A 21,792-nucleotide genomic window follows, 5' to 3' on the forward strand; every position below is an offset into this window, starting at 1 on the left:
TTTCCGTGGGCGCGTTCATCGCATTGCTGCGTGCCGTGAATGTCGGCGGCACCGGCAAACTGCCGATGAGCGAACTCAAGGCCATTTGCGAGGAGCTCGGCTACGCCGCTGTGCGCACCTATATTGCAAGCGGCAACGTCGTCTTCACAAGCCGCAAGTCGCAATCTGCGATCAAGACCGCACTCGAAAAGCGGTTGCACGCCTATGCCGGCGCGCCGGTCGGCGTGCTCGTGCGCAGCGCCACCGAGATGGCGCGGGTCTTGGCCGATAATCCGTTTCCAAAGGCCGCGCCCAACCGCACCGTCGCGATCTTCCTCGACAAGGCGCCGCCGGCGGATGCGCTCGCCGGCATTCGCGGCCAGAACAAGGAGGAGGTCCGCCTCGGCCACCGCGAGATCTACGTGCATTACGGCGACGGCATGGGCACGTCGAAGCTGGTCATCCCCGCCGCCAAGACCGGCACCGCGCGCAACATGAACACGATCGCGACGCTCGCGAAAATGGCCGCAGAGCTCTAGGCCAGCTTGAGCGCCGCGATCCCCGTCAGCACCAGCACGATCCCCGCGATCTTCATCGCGCTCAGGGTCTCGCCGAATAGCACGACGCCCATGATGAAGTTGCCGGCGGCGCCAATGCCCGTCCACACCGAATAGGCGACGCCGACCTCGAGCACCTTCAAGGCGCGTCCGAGCAGGAACACAAAGGCGGCGAGCAGCACCAGCGAGACGATACTCCAGCTCACACGCGTGTAGCCCTCCGCGTATTTCATCGAGATCGCCCAGCCGACATCAAGCACGCCGGCGACCACCAGCATCAGCCAGGCCATGGATTGCGACATCGGCGAGGGCTCAAGCCGCGAGCTTGAGCAGATGCGCGTCATGCCGCACCAGGAAGGCGCGCAGCAATTGCGGATAGTCCGCGCCGACCGCGGTGCGGACGCTCGGACGCTTCGCCAGTTCGGCGCGCCATGCGCGGACCTTCGGCACATCGCGGAAAATGCCGTGCTCGGTCAGCTCGTCGAACAGATCGAAATAGCGGAAGACGGGCGCGAACACTGCGTCGACCAAACTGAACGCTTCGCCGGCAAAATAAGGACCGGCGCCGAGCGCCGCCTCGACCCGCGCGAATTTTGCAACGAGCGCCTGGCGCTTGCTCTCGAACGTCGCCGGATCGGTCGTGGTCTCCAGGCCCCAGAGATCGCCGAGCACTGCTGAACCAAACTCCATCCACGCCCGGTGCTCGGCACGCTTCAAGGCATCCGCCGGATGCAGCTTCACACCGCCTTGCGTCTCCTCGATGTACTCGCAGATCACGTTGCTCTCGAACAGCGCGACCTCGCCCTTGTCGGTCGTCACGACCAGCACCGGCACTTTGCCAAGCGGCGACAGTTTGAGAAACCAGTCCGGCTTGTTGGCGAGCTCGATGTCGACCCGCTCGAACGGAACGCCCTTCTCCTTGAGCGCGATCACCGCGCGCTGCACGTATGGACAAAGCTTGTGGCTGATCAGTCTGAGTGAAGCGGTCATGGCAAAGATCCCGGCAGTTGGATGCAACTGCATCCAAGATAGATGCATTTGCATGCATTCGTCAAGTTCAATGCATTTGCATCGACCGGTATCGATCTGGGGATCACCTCAAGGCCGCGCGATCACCCCGCCCGTCATTGGCATTGGCACGCCCGTGGTCGCGGGATACGACAGCGGCAGGCCCTTCAGGCCGCGCGCGGCAAGGAAGCCGAAGGCCTGCGCCTCGATGGCGTCGGAGGCCCAGCCGACTGCCTCGGCGGCCTCGACAGTGGCGGACCCAACGCGCTCCCGCAGCATCTGGAGCATGGTCCGGTTGCGGGCGCCACCGCCGCAGACGATCCAGCTTCGCGGCCTGCGTGGCAGCAGCGGGATGATGCGGGCGATGGCCGCCGCGGTGAAGGCGGTCAGAGTCGCGGCGCCGTCGGCCGGCTGCACCTCGCCGAGCTTTAGTGCGGCAAAATCGTTGCGGTCGAGCGATTTCGGCGGCGGGCTTGCGAAGAACGGCAACTCCAGCGCCCGCGCGATCCAGGCTTCGTCCGCCTTGCCGAGGGCGGCGAACTTTCCGTCCGCGTCGAACGCCTGGTTCATGGTGCGGTACATGAAATCGTCGAGCAGCGCGTTGCCGGGCCCGGTATCGCAGGCGATCAGCGTGTCGTTGCCGTCGATATAGGTGATGTTGGAGACGCCGCCGATATTGACGACAACGATCGGCCCTTCGCGCTCCAGCGACTGGACGAGCGCCCGGTGGTAGACCGGCACGAATGGCGCGCCCTGCCCGCCAGCTTCGACGTCGGCGGCGCGGAAATCATGCATCACGGGGATGTGGATCGCCTTGGCCAGCGCCGGCGCATCGCCGATCTGCACCGTCAGCCGTTTCTCGGGGCGATGCAGCACGGTCTGGCCGTGGAAGCCGACGATGTCGATGTCTTCCGGCCTCATCCGATTCTGGGCGACAAAGGCGGCGACCGCCTCAGCATGCGCCTGGGTCACCGCGCGCTCGGCCTCGGCCAAAATCCCCGGCCGGGCATCGCGCTGCGGCAGGTGCACCGCCTCGCTCAGCGCCTGGCGCAGCAGGTTGCGCTCCGCCGGGCTATACGGCCGGTAGCCGGACGGCCCGAACGCCTTCACCTGCTTTCCGTCGGTTTCGATCAGCGCAACATCCACCCCGTCCAGCGAGGTGCCGCTCATCAAACCGAGTGCCGTCAACATCATGGATCAGCGTCCTCAAGAGACCCTTCCGGCATGCCGATCTTGTGCCAGAGGGACACATCTTATAATGCCACAGGCCAAAGTGGCGGGCAGCAATCGAGTTCCCATAGAAGACCCTTAAATTGCTCCCAAAACAGTAAACCAAGAATTGTCAGGCGCGCCGACAAATGACTGCATTCAAATCGGATTTCCTCAACACGCTGCAGGAACGTGGATTCGTCCATCAGTGCTCCGATTTCGAGGGGCTGGACGCACTCGCCGCCAAGGGCGAGGTGACCGGCTATGTCGGCTACGATTGCACCGCCCGCTCGCTGCATATCGGCAACTACCTGACCATGATGATGCTGCACTGGCTGCAGCAGTCCGGCAACAAGCCGATCACCCTGATGGGCGGCGGCACCACCATGGTCGGCGATCCCTCCGGCAAGGACGAGACGCGTGCAATCCGCTCTGTCGCCGAGATCGAGGCCAACAAGGAATCGATCCGCGGCGTGTTCGCAAAAGTGCTGCGTTATGGCGACGGCAAGAGCGACGCCATCATGCTCGACAATGCCGAGTGGCTGACAAAGCTCAACTACATCGAGATGCTGCGCGACGTCGGCCGGCACTTCTCGGTCAACCGTATGCTGACCATGGACTCCGTGCGCCTGCGCCTCGAACGCGAGCAGGAGATGAGCTTCATCGAGTTCAACTACATGATCTGCCAGGCCTACGACTATGTCGAACTCGCCAGGCGGACCGGCTGCAACTTGCAGATGGGCGGCTCCGACCAGTGGGGCAACATCATCATGGGCGTCGATCTCGGCCGCCGCATGGGCACCCATCAGCTGTTCGCGCTGACGACGCCGCTGCTGACGACGGCATCGGGGGTCAAGATGGGCAAGACCGCGCAAGGCGCGGTCTGGCTCAACGCCGACCAATTCTCGCCGTATGATTTCTGGCAGTACTGGCGCAACACCGAGGATGCCGACGTCGGCAAATTCCTCAAGCTGTTCACGACGCTGCCGATGAGCGAGATCAGGAAGCTCGAGGCGCTCGGAGGCTCCGAGATCAACGAGGCCAAGAAGGTACTCGCCACCGAGGCGACCGCGCTCCTGCATGGCCGCGACGCCGCGAACGAGGCGGCCGAGACCGCGCGCCGCACCTTCGAGGAAGGCGCGCTGGCCGAGAGTCTCCCGACCGTGGAAATTCCGCGCGGCGAGTTCGACGCCGGCCTCGGCGTGCTCAATGCCTTCGTCAAGGCGGGCCTCGTTGCCTCCAATGGCGAAGCACGGCGCCAGATCAAGGGCGGCGGCCTGCGCGTCAATGACGAGCCTGTCACGGACGAGAAGATGGCGTTGTCGGCGGCCAACCTGACGCCGGAAGGCGTGGTCAAACTGTCGTTCGGCAAGAAGAAGCACATCCTCCTCAGGCCTGCATAGGCGTATGAGCTTTTCGCTGCTTGTCAGGGCGCGCTGAAGCGCGCTCCCTGATCGGCAATGGACCAGAACACGCTAGAGGAACAGTCCAAGCAAACGCCCCGGGAACGCGTCACGGCGACGCCGCAGGGCGTCGTGCGCACCGCGCTGGTGGTGCTCGCGCTCTGCTTCACACTCGCCGTGCTCGGCCGCGGCCTCAGCGAAAGCTTCACCGTCTTCCTGAAGCCGATCTCGGAAAACTTTGGCTGGGATCGCGCCCAGGTGGTCTCGATCTATTCGCTGACCTGGCTCGTCAGCGGACTGATGGCGCCATTGGTCGGGCGCCTGTTCGATCATTCCGGACCGCGCATCGTCTATGCACTCGGGCTGTTGCTGCTCGGCTCGGCCTTCCTGATCGCAAGCCACGCGCAGTCACTCTGGCAATTCCAGCTCTCGATCGGACTCTGCGTCGGCATCGGCGTCGCCTTCATCGGCAATGTGCCGAACTCGATCCTGCTCGGCCGCTGGTTCGGCCCAAAGCTGCCGACCGCGATGGCGGTGGTCTACTCGGCCATGGGGGGCGGCGTGCTGGCGCTGCTGCCGGCCTCGCAGCTTTTGATCGATCATCTCGGCTGGCGCGAAACCTACCAGCTGTTCGGCTTCGCCGCGCTCGGCCTGCTGGTGCCGCTGATGCTGCTGCCATGGCGGCTGTTCGCCTCGGGCTCGCCGCATATCGCCAAGAAGACCGATCCCGATTTCGTCGATCACGGCTGGACCCTTCCGAGCGCGATGCGCCATCACGCCTTCTGGGCGCTGTTCTCGACCTTCTTCTTCACCGCGGTCGGCATGTACGCGATCGCCGCCCAGATCGTGGCCTATCTGATCGATGCCGGCTTTCCGCCGCTGCAGGCCGCGACGGCCTGGGGCTTCTCCGGCGTCGTCCTGGTGTTCGGCATGCTCGGCGTGTCAGCGCTCGACGGCCTGATCGGACGCCGGCCGTCGGTGCTGCTCAGCTACGCGATCTCGATCCTCGGCATCTTCCTGCTGTGGCTGTTGCAATACTCCGCCAATCTCCTCCTGCTCACCGGATTCGTGGTCTGCTTCGGCAGCATGATGGGCTCACGTGGACCGCTGATCACGGCGACCGCGATGAAGATCTTCGGGGGCAAGCGCGTCGGCACCATCTACGGCACCATCTCGATCGGCAGCGGACTCGGCTCGGCGTTCGGCTCCTGGAGCGGCGGCCTGATCCACGACGCGACCCACGGCTACAACGCGCTGCTCGCCTTCGCGCTTGCGAGCGTGGTGCTCGGGATGATCCCGTTCCTGGTCGTGCCCGCCTTGCGGCATTAGGTGTCTCAGAGGTAACCTGCGGGCATTCGCGTCACCGGGAAATTACGGATGGGCACGGCGCGAACAGCTGCAAAAGATGTGGATGGCGCGCGGCTGAAAGTCCCTCCCGCGGTGTTTTGTCCGACATGACAAAAATGTCAGCGCAAATTGCCCTTGGGCGGCTTGCAGCGCAGAACTGAATGCGGTCCTAGTCGCAGCATTGGATGGAGGGCACAAACCAATGAACTTTCCCTATCTCGTTCGCTTTCAACCGGTTCTCTTGAGCCTGTTTCGTTTCGTCACCGGCCTGCTGCTGTTCCAGTACGGCATCGCCAAGCTGTTCAAGTTTCCGGTGCTTCCCTACTTCGCAAACATCCCGCCGATTATCTACGCAGCCGGTACGCTTGAGCTCGTGCTTGGCGCGCTGCTGATGATCGGCCTGTTCACCCGCCTCGCGGCATTCATCCTCTCGGGTGAGATGGCCTTCGCCTATTTCATGGGGCACATGTTCAAGGGCGAAACGCCGGTGTTCCTGCCGCTGCTCAATGGTGGCACCGCGGCGATCCTGTTCTGCTTCGCCTGCCTCTACCTCTCGGCAGCCGGCGGCGGCTCGGTCAGCGCCGATGCGGCGATAGGCAAGGACTAGCGGCACAACCGGCGGCGCGTTCGCGCGGCGCTGAGGCGTCAGCAATTGATCCGCGAATAAAGAGATGGCACCCGTACATTTGCGGGTGCCATCTCAGCGCGAGCCCAGCACGTTCCAGACGAGGACGAGGACCGCGACCAGCAGCATCGACATGATGAGGCGGTGGACGAATCGGTTCATGTCCGCTCCCACCGGATTCGGTCGGGACTATAGACCCACACAATTTTTGTCTCCCAGTTGACGCGCCGTGTGCCCACGCGGCGCATTTCCGCATGGATGTTTGCGCATGCAGCTCGCGGACGCCGCTTGCGCGGCAGCTCGTCGCACACGTCCATTCATGATTGGTAAGAAATTCATGCTACCGACGCGAGCAACAATAATCATTCCGTCGAGGCCGTGATGAAGCTGCTGAGTCACCTCAAGATCCGCACCAAGCTCGCCAGCATGGTCTGTCTTTCGGCGCTCACGGTCACGGCCATCATCGGGGTGTCCTCCGTGCTCGGCAAGAGCCGCATGCTGGAGGACCGTGTCCAGCAGATGCGGACCGCGGTCGATATGCTCCACAACCTCGCCCAATCACTCGAAGAGGAGGTCGGCGCCGGCAAGCTGACGCAGGCCGAAGCGAAGGTCCAGTTCCATCTGCGGGGCCGCCGCATGAGCTTCAATGGCGGCCAAGGCTATCCGGTGGTCTACAACGCCGATACATCCCTCATCGTCAACGGCGCCAACCAGCAGCTCGAAGGCAAGATCACCGGTGCGAAGGACTCCAATGGCGTCCCGATCGCCGACGCCATTATCAAGGCCGGCGCTGAGACCGCACAGGGCGGCGTGACCTCCTATCTCTATCCCCGCCCCGGCCAGACGGAGCCCGTCCGCAAGACCGTGTTCGCGCGCAAATTCGCGCCCTGGAACGCGACGATCAGCTACGGCCTCTATGTCGACGACATCGATGCCGACGTGCGAGCCTTGACGCTGGAATTGGGTGCGATAGGCATCGGCCTGATGCTGCTGATGGCGACACTGTCCTGGCTGATCGCCCGCGACGTGCTCGGCGCACTCGACCGCCAGAAGAACCGCATGCAGGCCATTTCCGAAGGCGCCATCGACACCGCGGTCGAGGAGACCGGTCGCGGCGACGAGATCGGCCGCATGGCGGAGACCCTCGAAGTGCTCAGGCAGACCGCGCTGACGGCGCGCAAGCTGGAGGCCGAGCAGGTCGCCACCAAGACCCGCAGCGAGCAGGAGAAGCGCGACGCGCTGATCTCGCTTGCCGACCGGTTCGATGCCTCGGTCGGCCAGCTCGTCGGGCTGATGGCCTCGGGCTCCGGCGAGCTGGAGGTCACCGCCAAGTCGATGTCGTCGACCGCGGAAGGCACCAACCGCCGCGCCGCCGTCGTCGGCTCGGCCGCCACCGAAGCCAGCCAGCGCGTCCAGACGGTCGCGGCCGCCGCCGAGGAGCTGTCCTCCTCCATCACCGAGATCAGCCGTCAGGTCGCGCAGTCCGCCGTGGTCACCGGACGCGCCGTGGACAGCGCACGCCGCACCGACACGATCGTGCGGGCCCTTTCGGACGGCGCCCAGCAGATCGAGCACGTCGCCGAGCTGATTTCCAGCATCGCGGCGCAGACCAATCTGCTCGCGCTCAACGCCACCATCGAGGCCGCGCGCGCCGGTGAAGCCGGCCGCGGCTTTGCCGTCGTCGCCTCCGAGGTGAAGTCGCTGGCGAGCCAGACTGCGGAAGCCACCCGCGAGATCGGCGACAAGATCGCCCAGATCCAAGGCGCGACCAAGGAAGCGGTGGACGCCATCGGCGGCATCACCGCCACCATCGAGGAGGTCAGCCGGATCGCCACCTCGATCGGCACCGCGATCGAGGAGCAAGGCGCCGCCACCGCCGAGATCGCCCGCAGTGTCTCGCAGACGGCCGAGGCGACCCAGGAGGTCACCACCAATATCGGCGGCGTCAGCACGGCAGCGAACGAGACCGGCAATGCCGCAGGCATGGTGCTCGCCGCAGCCTCGAACCTCTCCAAGCAGGCAGAGCAGCTCTCTGGCGAAGTCGGGACGTTCCTCGCGGGCGTGCGCGCGGCGTAAGGCGGCGCACGGGCCTCGTGGTTCGAGACGCCCGCTCCGCGGGCTCCTCACCATGAGGATCTAAGATTTATCCTTGGAACAGGACCTCATCCTGAGGAGCCCGCGGAGCGGGCGTCTCGAAGGATGGCCGCGCGCAAACCACCATCCGCATTCATTCTCGGACACGAGAAGCGGGTAGCCCGCGGCTATCGCCGCGCGAGGCTGCAGCCGCTCGACAGCGGCCTTGCTGATCCGGTCGGGCTCTCGCCGGATTGTGCCGACGGCAATTGCTCGTCGAACGGCGAGTTCTGCTTGCCGGTGTTGAACTCGAAGATCTTACGGAACAGACCCGGCATCATCGCCGAGATCGGATTGACGCGCATCACCGGCGCGGCCGGCGTGCCCACGACCTCATACGTGACGCCGATCACGCCTTCATTGCTACCGCCGCCGAGCAACAGGCCGACGAGTGGAATCTTAGCGGGGATATTGTTGAGCCCGTACATCGGCACGAAGGTGCCGCTCATGCAGACCTGGTTGCCGGGATAGTCGATCGAGCCTTCGATGGTGCCGCCGATCATCGGCCCCTGGACGACGCCGTCGCGGATCGTGAGCGCGCCGTTCTGCCGGGTGAACTCCGCTCGCAGCGCCGTGAAGGCGACGCCGCTCTGCGCACCGTTGGGACCGCCTGCCGCGACTCGATCGAGCTGATCCATTCCCTTGACCGAGAAGTCGCGCACGTTGATCAGGCCTTCCCTGGTCGTAGGCTCTGACGTCGGCGGCTCCATCGCCACCACCATCTGGCCGCCGAAGACCTTGTTGGTGGTGTCGGTGAAGCGCAGGAGCGCGCCGGCATCGCTGGTCTGGAGATAGATCACCTCGCGGTTGCCCTGGGCGCGGCCTCCGCGCAAATCGGCTGCCACAGGCGTGTCTTTTCCGATCCTGCCGCTCAGCGTGAAGGCTTTGACCGCACCATTGCGCCGCGACATCTTGGCCTCAACGCTGCGCATCGCCTCGCCATTGAATCCCATGACGGCGCCGAGCTTCACGTCCATGTCGAAATCGACGTTCTTCGTCTTGCTCTTGGCATCGTCCTTGGAACTGCCTGAGATTGCCGATTTCAGGAAACCGCGGCCGTCGAATACGTCGCCGCGCATCGTGCCCTTGATCACGCCGTCCTGGCCGCGCTCCACCTTCAGCGACGCCTTGTCGCCGTCGGACGGCGCGTAGGTCGGGAAGTTCGCGTTCATGAGGTCGCCGTTCGGATCGACCTCGAGCGCCCCCTTGATCGAGGCGCCGCCGCCTTCGATGACGATGTCCTCCAGACGCGTCGATTGCGCCGTCGGCACCACCTTGAAGCTGGCCTTGCCCGCTCTGCCCGGCAGCTTGACCCAGCCGGGCAGGATGTTGTCGAGCTTGACCGAGGTCAGGTCGGCCTCGATGCCGAGCTTCGTCGTCTGGTCGGGCCCCCCGGCGATCTTGCCCGAGAGCTTGATCGGCACCGATCCGCTGACGGCGGGACCCAGATCGAACCCGAGGCGCGCGCGGCTCGCATCGTCCAGCGTAGCCTGCAATTTGACGTCCGCATCGCCCTCGGCCGGTTTGCGGTAGTCGAGCGAGGCCGCCTGCCCGTTGATCTTGACGTCGCCCTTGACCTGATAGCCCTGGTTGCTCGCGACGATCTTGAGGTTGTTGGCCTCCAGCTTCTGGTTCATCACCAGCTTGTCGGCACCAAAACCGTTGAGATCGGCGGTAACGCTGTAGGTGGTGTCGGCTTTGGTCAGCTCGCCCTTGACTGGCAGCCCAAGCTGGACGTTCGCCGAGAACGTCCCCTTGCTCGTATTGGGATCGATGACGGTCGACGACAGATCGCTCAGGCGATCGTTGGAAAGCATTTCGGCGGCAGCAGGCACCGGACCTTCGACACGGAACCTGGTCCGCGACGGCGACGGCTTGGGCGCCATATCGGGCACCTCGAAGACGAAGTCGGAAATCGTGATCTTGCGGCCCGCTGGCGTATCGGCAGTGCCCTGCCCGATATTCACCGTCGCGGTGCGCCCGGTCACGCGCGCCTTCAAATCGGCATCGTGCACCACCGGCAGGCCATCGACGGGACGAACCGTGACACCGCTCGCCACGATATTGACCGACAGGCCGTCGTCGGGAATGGGTGGGCCCTTGCGCGGAAGATTCTTCGTCGGCGAATTAACGCCGATCTCGATGCGCTGGAGCGTTCCACGCTCGATCCGCTCGATTACCCATTCGCGCAACTCGGGAACCACAAGCGTCGGCCACATCCGCTTGAGCGCGGAGGCCGACATCGGCGTTCCCGCAAAGCCCAATGTCAGCCGCGGCTCGCCCGAATAGTCGATGGCACCGGTGCCGGCGACGCCGATCTCTCCGTTGGAGATATCGGCCTGCGTCAACAGCAGCCTCTTGTGGTCGGTATCGAAGCGGAAGCCGATCGCAATACGGTTGAAGACCAGCGGCGGCTCGTTGTCGATGCCGCCGAGCAGGATCGAGCCGCCGCTGAAACCGAGCTGCCAGTCATTGACGTTGCCGTTGGGCGGCTCGACATGAGCCAGCAGCGTCAGGCGGTTCGCGCCCGAGAGGATCTTGAACGGAGCGACCAGCACCCGCCGGTTGGCGTCCCACTCGACATTGATCTCGGCCGAGTCGATCGCCATCGGATAGTCGGGCGTATCGGTGTCGATGATGTTGCCCGCACCGACCGTGATCTTGCCGCGAAAGAAGGTCGGCACGCCGTCGCGGCCGAGCTCGCCCTTGAGCTCGCCGGTCAGCGGCAGGTCGGCGGTGTAGGTGAGGTCCTTCACCCGCAACGCCAGCAGGATGTTGGCGGTCGAGACCTTGTCGGCGCGGATATCGACCGAGCGCACGCCGTTCTCGGTGGGTCCGATCGTGGCACGCAACGACCACGGACGCGCGCCCTCCTCGCCGAGGCTGAGCGCGACGCCGCCATGGCTCGGTCGGCGCAGGCTGAGCGTGATGTTCTCGAACGTCCATTTGCTGCCGCGCTGCTGGTCGTCGACGATCAGATTGCCGTTCTTCAGGCCGATCTCGTTGAGATTCTGGCCGTCGAGGCCGGTCATGCTCAGACTGTCGAGCCAGTCGAGGCCCTGAAGAATGCCGGTCGGGGCCGTGACCTGGGTCGCGGCTTGCGATGTGTCGGGGGTCGCAGGCTCGGTTGCGAATGGCGGCGGTGGGACACCGTTGCGCGGGAAAGTCGGCGGCAGCCCCGCGTCCTTCTTGGAGGCGACGCCGGTGGCGAGCGGCTTTGCGGTGTCGCCAGCCGACACTGTGACCGTCCCGTCAGGCGCGATCCGGATCGCGAGCTCGGCATCGACGAGGTTGAGGCTTTCGGCGCGCAGATGCCCCATCAGCAGGCCTGCACCCGACAGCTTCACCTCGGCCTTCGGTGCGGTGGCGACAATGACGTGATCGTGGTCGCGCACGACGATATCACGGATACGCACGGCGATGCGGATCCGCCCGGCCCGTTCGATCTGCGTGCCGCCGACCTCCACGGTGTTGCCGTGACCGATATTGTCCTCGATCGCGGCGGCGAGCCACGGCGTCGCAATGTCGAGATTGATGGGACCGGCACCGAGCCGCCACCACAGTGCGCCGAAACAGCCGACGAAGATGACAACCAGGGCACCGACGACCACGGCCACGCGCTTCAGCCAGCGACCGCCGCCCATCCAGCGGCGCAGCGGCCCAAACCCGTCAGCGAACCGATGGAAGCCCGAATTGGAACGCGACAACAGCCGGCGTGCCCGATAGCCCGCCGCCGCTTCCTGATCCGGATCCCAATCGGCGTCGTCCCATTGCTGCTGCTCTGGTTGGCTGCCGCGCCGATCCAAATCCCGATTGTAATCCTGGGGCGACGTATTCCTTGCCATTGCCTCTCGATACAGGCGCCCGTCGTGGGATTGAGCGCCGCCGGGGCCGCAGCCGTCGACGGGAAGCGAAGCTCCCTGCGCCGGCATTGCCGCCATACCTCGAATATTCCTTCTGTTCGTCATGTCGCCCCGGGAGCGCGTTCAACGAGCAGTGGGGTGGTGCGTGGAATTCCTTGTAACCAGACTCCGGCGTCGTCAGACTCGCCCAGCCGAGGGCACGATTCCGGTAGACCGGAAGAGGGCTGCAATACCGCTTTGGTTGACCCGCCGAAAGCGACGAAAGGAAGGCGTATGTCCAAGAAATCCCGAAAGAAATCGTCCAAAACGCCCTCCGGTAGTCCGACGGCTAAAAAGACGCCCGTGAAAGCGCGGGCTGCGACTCAAACCAAGTCCGCGAAAACACAGCGGACACCGGCGAGCAAATCAACTGGGACCATAGCAAAGACAGCATCGCATAAGGACGCATCGAAACGGTTAAATTCTTCCAAATCGGCATCCGCCCCCAAAACGGCGGCGAAGGCCGGCTTGGTCGAGGGTCAGAAGGCTCCCGCCTTCCGCCTGCCCCGCGACGGTGGCGGTGTCGTCGCGCTGTCGGATTATACCGGCCAGAAGCTGGTCCTGTTCTTCTACCCCCGCGCCGACACGCCGGGCTGCACCAGGGAGGCCATCGATTTCACCCGGCTGACCGGCGCCTTCGCCACGGCTGGCACCGCCGTGCTCGGTATCTCCGCTGATCCAGTCAAGGCTCAGGACAAGTTCCGCGACAAGCATGGTCTCGGAGTGCCCCTCATCTCGGACGAGACACACGAGATGCTGGAAGCCTACGGCGTCTGGGGCGAAAAGTCCATGTATGGCAAGAGCTTCCTGGGAGTTCTTCGTACCACGATGCTGCTTGGCGCCGACGGCAAGATCGCCCGGATCTGGCGCAATGTCCGGGTCGACGGCCACGCCGACGAGGTGCTGGAGGCCGCAAGAAGGCTTTAACCAATCCTTTAAATTCAAGCGGTTCCGTTTCCGGAAAATTAACCATGACTGGCCCAGATTGCCGCGGCAATTAGGCCGTACGGACTCATCCGACCGGCGCGGGAGTGCCGATGTCGAAAAGTTCTGCCCAATTCTCGCAGTACCCCCAACATCACCCCCACGACCACGGACGAGCCTTTCATCGCCGTGCCGCCGCTGTGGCAACAGCGCTTCCCCTTCCGGATACCGACGACGCCTACACCATCGTGCATCACGGCAAGCAGGTTCGCCTGGGACCTGTGGTGTTCTGGATCGTGGTCGGCACCGTCGTGTTGCTCGGGCTCTGGTCGGCCGCAACCGCGACCTATTTCGCCTTCCGCGACGACGTCCTCACCCGGCTGATCGCCCGGCAGGCCGAGATGCAATACGCCTATGAGGACCGCATCGCCGAGCTGCGCGCCAAGGTCGACCGCACCACCAGCCGGCAACTGCTCGACCAGGAGCAGTTCGACCAGAAGCTCGACCAGATCATGAAGCGCCAGACGGCGCTGGAGTCCCGTGCCACGGCGCTCGGGTCCATGCCGGACGTGACCGGATCGATTCCCCGGTCCACCCCGCAGCGTGGCGACGCCAGCCAGACGACGCAGGGCACGCCAAAACCCTCGCCGATCGGCGACACCGTGATCTTCGTGGCGCCGCCGGATCGCGAAGCGCGGCTCGAATCGCGCGCGCCGACCCTCGCAGCTCCGCCCGTCAATCAATTCGCCAAGAATCAAGGGTTCGACAACGTCGTCGTTCGGCTCACGACCTCGCTTGACCAAGTCGAGCGTCGCCAGATGGCGGCGCTCAACGCCGTCGAGGAAGGCATGGACTCACGCATGCGCCGGATGCGCGGCGTCGTCAGCGATCTCGGCCTGAACCTCGCAAATCTCGAAGCCGCCGTGCCGCGCACGGCGATGGGCGGGCCTTTCGTACCCGTAAAACTCACCGCCAGTTCGGGGCCGTTCGAAAAGCAGCTCTATCGCATCAACAGCACCCGCGCCGAGATGGACCGGCTCAATCGCACCCTCGCACTCGTGCCCTATCGCAAGCCCGTCATCGGCGAGGTCGAGTTCACCTCCGGTTTCGGCGTGCGCAGCGATCCGTTCCTCGGCCGGCCCGCGATGCACACCGGGCTCGACTTCCGCGCGGCGAGCGGCGATCCCGTTCGCGTCACCGCCAACGGCAAGGTCGTCTCCGCCGGCTGGTCCGGCGGCTACGGCCGCATGATCGAGGTCGATCACGGCAATGGCCTTGCGACTCGCTACGGCCATCTCTCCGAGATCAACGTCAGGGTCGGCGAGATCGTGAGAATCGGCCAGGTCGTCGGACTCGTCGGCTCGACCGGCCGTTCCACCGGCCCGCATCTGCACTATGAAACCCGGATCGACGGCGAAGCGGTCGATCCGCAGAAATTCCTGCGCGCCGGCGTGCGGCTCAGCGCGGGCTAGGCCCGCGCTTCTCGCATTCTACTGGCCGCGCTCGTGGCCGACCTCTCCTGTGATGACGTCGCCGAACAGCTCCCAGGCCTGCCCGTTGAAGCGCATCAGCTGCATCTGCTCGATCGGGAAATAATCGTCGGCCGAGGTGTTGACCATGATGCCGGGCAGCATCAGGTCGGTGTGGAAATCCTTCAGGTTCGAGGCCTGCTTCATCACGTTGTCACGCGTGAGATTATCGCCGCACTGCTTCAGCACCTGCGCCATCGCCTCCGCCTGAACGTAGCCATAAAGGTTGTTGGCGTTGGTCTTGTCCCCTTCGGGATAGTACTTGTCCATAAAGGTACGCCACGCGATGACCGCTGGGTCCTTGTCCCAGGTCGGGTCGGTCGGATCCTTCAAATATGCGGTCGAGATGATGTCCTTGGAATAGTCGAGTCCGGCGGGCTTGAGCACCGAGGCGATCGACGTAGCCGTATTGGCGAGGAAGAATTTTGGCTTCCAGCCGAGCTCGCCGACCTTCCGGATCGCCTGTGCCGATCCCTTTGGCGCAGCCCAGGAGAAGAAGATGTCGGCACCGGAATCGTGAAGCGCAACGATCTGCGAGTCGATCGAGGGATCGCTGACCTCATAGGATTTGTCGGCGATGATCATATTGGCCTTGTCGCCGAGCCCATCCTTCAGGCCCTTGAACTGGTCCTTGCCGGCGTCGTCGTTCTGCCAGAACACCGCGATCTTGCTGTTTGGAAAGTTGTCACGGATATATTTTGCGTAGATCCGCCCCTCGCTCTGGTAGTTCGGCTGAAATCCCATGGTCCATGGGAAATTCTTGGGGTCGCCGAACTTGGTGCCGCCGGAGGCGACGAAGAGCTGCGGTACCTTCTTGGCGTTCATGTATTTCATGATCGCGGAGTTCGAAGGCGTGCCGAGCGGCTGGAAGATCAGCAACACCTCGTCGCTCTCGACCAGCTTGCGCGCCTGCTCGATCGCCTTTGGCGGCGAATAGGCGTCGTCATAGCTGATGAAATTGATCTTGCGCCCGTTGATGCCGCCCTGGTCGTTGATCATCTTGAAGAACGCGGCCTCGGTCTTGCCGATCACGCCATAGGACGACGCCGGCCCGCTATAGGGCATGATGTTGCCGAGCTTGATTTCGGTATCGGTGGCGCCGGGATCGTATTTCTTCTGCGCCAGGGCCGGTGTTGTGGCCAACACTGCGGCAGCAAGAATGGCGAGGGCAGCAAGGTTTTCGCGACGACCCGGCATCGTTCTCTCCCCTGTTTTGTAGTCTTGTTTTGCCGAGAGTGTCGCAAGGGGAGCGGCGGCTGGCAAGCGCCGCGATTTTCCGTGAGGTGAAACGACGACTCTGGAACTATGTGCCGCGCCGAAGCAGGTCCAGAACGCGCCCATCGATCACCAGCAACGCGCTGCCGATCACGATCGCGCCCGCGATCTCTCGCATCGAGATCGGTTCGCCCAGCACCAGCCATCCCAGAAGAACGGCGGTGACGGGAATGAGCAGCGTCACCAGCATCACGTTGGTCGCACCCGACCGCCGCAGGATCTGGAAGAAGACGATATAGGCGAGCGTCGTCGACAGGCCGGCAAGGCCAAGCACTGCAAGCCACGTCGTCATGCCCGGCATCGGCAGACGCCACGGCTGCTCCGCTGCGCCCGCGACGATCACCATCATCACCGTGGAAGCCATCAGTTGATAGGCTGCCGTCACCAGCGGCGGGGAGTCCTTCAACAACCGGCGCGCTGCCAGCGCCGCAAAGCCATAGCTGAAGGCGCCGCCGAGGCAGAGCAGGATACCGAGCCCCTGCCCCGCCCGTGTTTCAGCGCCCCATCCGCGCAGGATGATCACGCCGGCGAGGCCCAGTGCCACGCCGGCGACGCGACGCAGCCGTAAGGCCTCTTCGCCTGCCGCCGCCATTACGATCACCGTGAACAGCGGCGTGGTGGCATTCAGGATCGACGCCAGCCCGCTTGGAATGAAGGTCTGGCCGACCACGATCAGCGAGAACGGGATGACGTTGTTGAGGAGCCCAATCGCGACGAACGGTTTCCAGCCGGCGATGCCCTTGGGAAAGCCAATGCCCTGGACACGGAGCAGCGGCAGTAGAATGGCCGCGCCAAGTGCAACGCGCAAAAGCACCAGCGTGAGCGGCGGCAATTCCCGCAGCGCCGCGCCGTTGAAGAAGAACGACCCGCCCCAGAGCACCGAGAGCACAGCGAGCAGCGACCAGTCGCGCGCGTCGATCCGGCTGTGATTCAGGGGCATGGCGTCTCATGTCGCTAGGCGAGACAGCCGCCTAGGACGATCCTGCGAACAGCGCCACCCGATTTCCGATGACGCATCCGTTTACAAGACCAACGTGCGAACGAGGCAAACGACGCTGCCCCATGTCGATGTGATCCGCTAGGACGGCTTCTTCGGCCGCGACACCAGCTCGATCATCTTGCCTTCATCGTCGTCAGGCATCGCAGCCTTCGCCTGCGCGTAGGCCTCGACGGCGGCGCGCGCGACCAGCGGCTTGTCGGCCAGCAGGCTCTCGGCGAGCTTCACTGCGTAGGCGGCATCCTTGTGCCGCAGCGCCGCCGTGAACGTTGCGCCGGAAAAATCGCGGGCGACCATGCGCTTGGAGTGGCGCTGCACCTGCGGGCTTGCGGCGACGCCCGCCTGAATTGATTCCAGCACCAGATTCATGTCGAGCCCGGCCTGCTCGGCGATGGCGAGTCCCTCAGCGAGGCCGGCGATCTGGATCGCGCCCATCAGATTATTGATCAGCTTGTAGACGGTGCCGGCACCGACCGCGCCGAAATGGCGGATGGTCGAGCCGATCGGTGTCAGATAGGGCCGCGCGCGTTCGAGATCGGCGGGATCGGCACCAACGAGCAGCGTCAGCTTTCCGCTCGCTGCCGCATCCGGCAATCCCGTCACGGGGCAATCGATATAGATTAGCCCGCGCGCATTCATTTCGCGGCCCATCTCGCGGGCGTGGTCATAGGAAACGGTGGAGCATTCGATCGCGATGGTGCCTGATTTCGCCGTCTTGGCTGCGCCCTCGGGCCCGAGCCAGACCGCGCGCGAGGCCTCGTCATCGGCGACCATCGTCACGACCGCGTCGGCGTCGATCGCCGCGTCCTCAGGCGAGGTCGCCCACAGCGCGCCGCGCGCGATCAGGTCTTCCGCTTTTGTTTTGCTGCGATTCCAAACCGTCACCGTGAAGCCGGCATCGAGATAGCGGCCGGCCATGCCATGGCCCATCCGCCCAAGCCCGATGAAGGCGATCCGGGGCATCAGTCGACGTCCTCGATGTCGGCGCCGGGAGTGCCGAAGGCGCGCTGCGCCAGGGTCGCGGCCATGAAGTCGTCGAGATCGCCACCGAGAACGCCTGATGTATCGGAGGTCTGCACACCGGTGCGCAGATCCTTCACCATCTGGTAGGGCTGGAGCACGTAGGAGCGGATCTGGTGGCCCCAGCCGATGTCGGTCTTGGCGGCCTGGTCGGCGGCGGCCTTCTCTTCACGCCGCTTCAGCTCGATCTGATAAAGCCGTGCGCGCAGCATGTCCCAGGCCTGCGCCTTGTTCTTGTGCTGCGAGCGGCCGGCCTGGCAGACCACGGCGACGCCGGTCGGGATATGCGTCAGCCGCACCGCGGACTCGGTCTTGTTGACGTGCTGGCCGCCGGCGCCGCCTGAGCGCATGGTGTCGACGCGGACGTCCGATTCCTTGATGTCGATCTTGATGGTGTCGTCGATCACCGGAAACACAGCGACGGACGAGAACGAGGTGTGCCGCCGCGCGTTGGAATCGAATGGCGAGATCCGCACCAGGCGGTGCACGCCCGCCTCGGTCTTGAGCCAGCCATAGGCATTGTGGCCGGAGACCTGGATCGTCGCGGACTTGATGCCGGCCTCTTCGCCCTCGGACTCTTCCAGCACCTCGACCTTGAAGCCGTGGGTTTCGGCCCAGCGCGAGTACATGCGGAGCAGCATCTGCGCCCAGTCCTGGCTCTCGGTGCCACCGGCGCCGGCATGCACTTCGAGATAGGAATCGAAACCGTCGGCCTCTCCCGACAGCAGCGCCTCGAGCTCGCGCCGGGCGACTTCCTTCTTGAGGCTCTTCAGTGCGGCTTCGGCTTCCTTGACGACGCCCTCATCGCCCTCGGCTTCGCCGAGCTCGATCATGCCGATGTCGTCTTCGAGCTCCTGCTCGACCTTACCGATGCCGGAGAGCGAGTCCTCAAGCGAGGTGCGCTCCTGCATCAATTTCTGGGCTTTCTGGGGATCGTTCCAGAGGTTGGGATCTTCTGCGAGCTTGTTCAGCTCAGCGAGGCGCGCCGTCGATTTCTCGACGTCAAAGATGCCTCCTCAGCAGCCCGACCGACTGCTTGATCTCTTCTACCAACCGTTCGATTTCGGCGCGCATGTGGTTCTCTGGTCTCGCGGAATTGTTCCGCGTCTAATGACAACGGGATGTAGCGGCGGCGGCTGAAAAGCGCAACCGCCGCGGCGACGAACGTCTGTCTTGTCCTAAGCCTTAGTACAGCCCGCCGGTGCCCGGCCGCATGAAGAAACCGGAATCCGGCTGCTGCTGCTGCGACGCCGGCGTCCGGCCGTCGGCATCGGCAACGCCGATGACCGAATAATTATCCGGCGGCGCCGTGCCCGGCTTGAAGGCTTCGAGGATGGTTCCGCCGGTCTCGCCCGGACCGGCGCGCATGCCGGTCTTGGCGACGACGCGCACCAGCTTGATGCCGGCCGGCACCTTGAACGGGACCGCGGGCTTGTCGGCGAGCGCGAGCTGGAGGAAGTCGCGTGCGATGGGAGCTGCGAGATGACCGCCGGTCGCGGCGTTACCCTTGCCGAGCGGACGCGGCTTGTCGTAGCCCATGTAGATGGCGACGGCGACGTCGGGCGAGAAACCGACGAACCAGGCGTCCTTGGCCTCGTTGGTGGTGCCGGTCTTGCCGGCGATCGGCTTGCCGACCTGCTTGACCACGGTCGCGGTACCGGCCTGGACCACGCCTTCCATCAGCTCGGTGATCTGATAGGCGGTCATGGAATCCAGCACCTGCTCGCGGCGGTCAATCAGCTGCGGCTCGTTCTGGTTCTTCCAACCACCCGGCGCGTCGCAGCCGCGGCATTCGCGCTGGTCGTGCTTGAAGATGGTGTGGCCGTAGCGATCCTGGATGCGGTCGATCAGGGTCGGCTTCACCCGGCGGCCACCATTGGCGAGCATCGAATATGCCGTGACCATGCGCATCGCCGTGGTCTCGCCGGCGCCGAGCGCGTAGGACAGATAGTTCGGCAGTTCGTCATAGACGCCAAAGCGGCGGGCATATTCGCCGATCAGGGGCATGCCGATGTCCTGGGCGAGGCGCACCGTCACCGTGTTGAGCGACTGCCGCAGCGCGTTGCGCAGCGTCACCGGCCCCTGGAACTTGCCCGAGGAGAAGTTTTCAGGCCGCCACACGCCCGCGCCCTGGCCCTGGTCGATTTCGATCGGGGCGTCGAGCACGACAGTCGAAGGCGTATAGCCGTTGTCGAGCGCGGCCGAGTAGACGATCGGCTTGAACGACGAACCGGGCTGCCGATAGGCCTGCGTGGCGCGGTTGAATTGGCTCTGGTCGAACGAGAAGCCGCCGACCATCGCCAGCACGCGACCGGTCCAGGGGTCCATCACCACCATCGCGCCGGACACTTCGGGGATCTGGCGCAGCCGGTACTGACCTTCGACGGGCTGGGCGTCCTTGTACAGCGGATCGGCGTAGATCACGTCGCCGGGCTGGAGCACCTGCGACACTGCGCTTGCCGCCCTACCCTTCGCAGCCCCGGAGGCCGCTCTTGCCCATTTGATGCCGTCGAGCGTGATGAGGCCGGTCTCGCGCTGCTTGCTGATGGCGCCGCCGAGCTCGCGGCTCGGCTGGAAGCCGATGCGCGCCGACTGATCGCTGGTCTCCAGCACCACGGCCATGCGCCATGGCGAGATATCGGACAGAGACTTGATCTCGGCGAGCTTCACGCCCCAGTCGCCCGAAATGTCGAGCTTGCTGATGGCGCCGCGATAGCCCTGCTGCTCGTCATAGTTGACGAGACCGGCGACCATGGTCTTGCGCGCCATGACCTGAATCTTGGGATCGAGCGTAGTGCGAACCGAGAGGCCGCCCTCGTAAAGTTTCTTCTCGCCATAGCGCTCGAAGATGTCGCGGCGCACTTCCTCGGCGAAATATTCGCCGGCGAAGGTGTGGGCGCCATTGGAGCGGCTGGTAACGACCAGCGGCTCCTTGCGCGCCTTGTCGGCGTCGGCCTGCTTGACCCAGCCGTTCTCAACGAGACGATCGATCACGTAGTTACGGCGCTCGATGGCGCGGTCGCGGTTGCGGACGGGATGCAGCGTCGCAGGCATCTTCGGCAGCGCCGCGAGATAGGACGCTTCCGCCACCGTCAGCTCGTTCACCGACTTGTCGAAATAAACCAGCGACGCAGCCGCGATTCCGTAGGCGCCGAGACCCAGATAGATTTCATTCAGATACAGCTCGAGGATCTTGTCCTTCGAGTAGGTCTTCTCGATCCGCATGGCCAGCAAGGCTTCCTTGATCTTGCGCGCGAAGGAGACCTCGTTGGTCAGAAGGAAGTTCTTGGCGACCTGCTGGGTGATCGTCGAAGCGCCCTGCGGCCGGCGGTTGGAGCCGTAGTTCTGGATGTAGACCACGCCGGCGCGCGCCATGCCGGTGTAGTCGATGCCGCCATGCTCGTAGAAATTCTTGTCCTCGGCCGCGAGGAAGGCGTTGATCACGAGTTTCGGCACCGCCTGGATCGGCAGGTAAAGCCGCCGCTCCTTGGCGTATTCGCCGAGCAGCGAGCCGTCGGTCGCGTGCACGCGGGTCATCACCGGCGGCTCGTAATCCTGAAGCTGAGAGTAGTCCGGCAAGTCCTTGGAGAAATGCCAGATCAGGCCTGCGACGGCACCGACCCCGACAAGGAACAACACCGTTCCCGCGGCGAACAGGAAGCCCATGAACCGCACCAGCAAGCGCATTATCTGTTTATCCGTTCAAACTCTGGATCAGCCCAAAGATCAGCCCTGGCACCCGAAACAGGCGCCAAACCATCGCGAATTCACCGGCCTTACTCAATACTATCGGTGCCGGACCCAAGACGCTTGCCGAGCGGGATTCTCGCCGATTCCGGAACCCCCTGCGGCGTTTTTATAAAGCGCCCGCTGTGGCCAAACTA

16 protein-coding genes are annotated in these 21,792 nt (G+C 64.3%); 7 read left to right on the forward strand and 9 right to left on the reverse strand.

The window, feature by feature from the left end; translation table 11 throughout:
* Window positions 1–5 precede the first annotated feature (5 nt).
* Entirely contained in the window at window positions 6–518 is a 513-nt protein-coding gene (locus BRA1253DRAFT_RS04430) for a DUF1697 domain-containing protein (protein WP_007591564.1), read from the forward strand.
* Here the strand turns inward: BRA1253DRAFT_RS04430 and BRA1253DRAFT_RS04435 are convergent.
* The 3 genes from BRA1253DRAFT_RS04435 to BRA1253DRAFT_RS04445 form a co-directional block, all read right to left on the reverse strand.
* Window positions 515–838 carry a multidrug efflux SMR transporter gene (locus BRA1253DRAFT_RS04435; RefSeq protein WP_007591566.1) on the reverse strand — a complete coding sequence of 108 codons (324 nt, stop codon included), beginning with the start codon at window positions 836–838 and terminating at the stop codon, window positions 515–517. The genes BRA1253DRAFT_RS04430 and BRA1253DRAFT_RS04435 overlap by 4 nt on opposite strands.
* Before the next feature lie 10 nt (window positions 839–848).
* The gene (locus BRA1253DRAFT_RS04440) at window positions 849–1,526 is read right to left on the reverse strand and encodes a glutathione S-transferase family protein (RefSeq protein ID WP_007591568.1); all 678 of its coding nucleotides are present in this window, start codon (window positions 1,524–1,526) and stop codon (window positions 849–851) included.
* Window positions 1,527–1,634: 108 nt separating this feature from the next.
* Window positions 1,635–2,738, reverse strand: a complete 1,104-nt coding sequence (locus BRA1253DRAFT_RS04445) for an anhydro-N-acetylmuramic acid kinase (protein ID WP_007591569.1) — start codon at window positions 2,736–2,738, stop codon at window positions 1,635–1,637.
* 164 nt (window positions 2,739–2,902) lie between these two features.
* Here BRA1253DRAFT_RS04445 and tyrS point away from each other — a divergent pair, with 164 nt between their 5' ends.
* The 4 genes from tyrS (at window position 2,903) to BRA1253DRAFT_RS04465 (ending at window position 8,204) form a co-directional block, all read left to right on the forward strand.
* The gene (gene tyrS / locus BRA1253DRAFT_RS04450; protein ID WP_007591570.1) at window positions 2,903–4,156 is read left to right on the forward strand and encodes a tyrosine--tRNA ligase; all 1,254 of its coding nucleotides are present in this window, start codon (window positions 2,903–2,905) and stop codon (window positions 4,154–4,156) included.
* A 57-nt stretch (window positions 4,157–4,213) separates the two neighbouring features.
* Window positions 4,214–5,485: an MFS transporter gene (locus BRA1253DRAFT_RS04455; RefSeq protein WP_007591571.1), complete on the forward strand. Its 1,272-nt coding sequence runs from the start codon at window positions 4,214–4,216 to the stop codon at window positions 5,483–5,485.
* Between the two features lie 220 nt (window positions 5,486–5,705).
* A complete protein-coding gene (locus tag BRA1253DRAFT_RS04460) occupies window positions 5,706–6,110 on the forward strand; it encodes a DoxX family protein (RefSeq protein WP_007591572.1) in 405 nt (134 codons plus the stop codon).
* A gap of 399 nt (window positions 6,111–6,509) precedes the next feature.
* Window positions 6,510–8,204 carry a methyl-accepting chemotaxis protein gene (locus BRA1253DRAFT_RS04465; protein ID WP_007591573.1) on the forward strand — a complete coding sequence of 565 codons (1,695 nt, stop codon included), beginning with the start codon at window positions 6,510–6,512 and terminating at the stop codon, window positions 8,202–8,204.
* A gap of 185 nt (window positions 8,205–8,389) precedes the next feature.
* Here the strand turns inward: BRA1253DRAFT_RS04465 and BRA1253DRAFT_RS04470 are convergent, their stop codons facing one another.
* Window positions 8,390–12,193, reverse strand: coding sequence for a DUF3971 domain-containing protein (locus BRA1253DRAFT_RS04470; protein WP_007591574.1), 3,804 nt, complete (start codon window positions 12,191–12,193; stop codon window positions 8,390–8,392).
* A gap of 204 nt (window positions 12,194–12,397) precedes the next feature.
* Here BRA1253DRAFT_RS04470 and BRA1253DRAFT_RS04475 point away from each other — a divergent pair, with 204 nt between their 5' ends.
* Both BRA1253DRAFT_RS04475 and BRA1253DRAFT_RS04480 read left to right on the forward strand, forming a co-directional pair.
* A complete protein-coding gene (locus tag BRA1253DRAFT_RS04475) occupies window positions 12,398–13,090 on the forward strand; it encodes a peroxiredoxin (protein ID WP_007591576.1) in 693 nt (230 codons plus the stop codon).
* Window positions 13,091–13,200: 110 nt separating this feature from the next.
* Window positions 13,201–14,559: a M23 family metallopeptidase gene (locus tag BRA1253DRAFT_RS04480; protein WP_007591578.1), complete on the forward strand. Its 1,359-nt coding sequence runs from the start codon at window positions 13,201–13,203 to the stop codon at window positions 14,557–14,559.
* A gap of 18 nt (window positions 14,560–14,577) precedes the next feature.
* On the opposite strand, the gene BRA1253DRAFT_RS04485 is transcribed toward BRA1253DRAFT_RS04480, so the two are convergent.
* The 5 genes from BRA1253DRAFT_RS04485 to BRA1253DRAFT_RS04505 all read right to left on the reverse strand — a co-directional run bounded on the left by BRA1253DRAFT_RS04485 (window position 14,578) and on the right by BRA1253DRAFT_RS04505 (window position 21,595).
* The gene (locus BRA1253DRAFT_RS04485) at window positions 14,578–15,813 is read right to left on the reverse strand and encodes an ABC transporter substrate-binding protein (RefSeq protein ID WP_007591580.1); all 1,236 of its coding nucleotides are present in this window, start codon (window positions 15,811–15,813) and stop codon (window positions 14,578–14,580) included.
* 106 nt (window positions 15,814–15,919) lie between these two features.
* On the reverse strand, window positions 15,920–16,831 hold the full coding sequence (locus BRA1253DRAFT_RS04490; protein WP_007591582.1) for a DMT family transporter: 912 nt from the start codon (window positions 16,829–16,831) through the stop codon (window positions 15,920–15,922).
* A gap of 138 nt (window positions 16,832–16,969) precedes the next feature.
* On the reverse strand, window positions 16,970–17,851 hold the full coding sequence (locus tag BRA1253DRAFT_RS04495) for an NAD(P)-dependent oxidoreductase (protein WP_007591584.1): 882 nt from the start codon (window positions 17,849–17,851) through the stop codon (window positions 16,970–16,972).
* Window positions 17,851–18,982 (reverse strand): peptide chain release factor 2 gene (prfB, locus tag BRA1253DRAFT_RS04500; RefSeq protein ID WP_007591586.1). Its coding sequence is split into 2 segments (ribosomal slippage): window positions 17,851–18,912 and window positions 18,914–18,982, totalling 1,131 coding nucleotides; the frame shifts between segments, so codons are not numbered across the junction. Before prfB ends, BRA1253DRAFT_RS04495 begins: the two co-directional genes overlap by 1 nt.
* 111 nt (window positions 18,983–19,093) lie before the next feature.
* Window positions 19,094–21,595: a penicillin-binding protein 1A gene (locus tag BRA1253DRAFT_RS04505; protein WP_007591587.1), complete on the reverse strand. Its 2,502-nt coding sequence runs from the start codon at window positions 21,593–21,595 to the stop codon at window positions 19,094–19,096.
* Window positions 21,596–21,792: the final 197 nt, after the last annotated feature.

Source organism: Bradyrhizobium sp. WSM1253, assembly GCF_000244935.1.
GTDB lineage: Bacteria > Pseudomonadota > Alphaproteobacteria > Rhizobiales > Xanthobacteraceae > Bradyrhizobium > Bradyrhizobium canariense.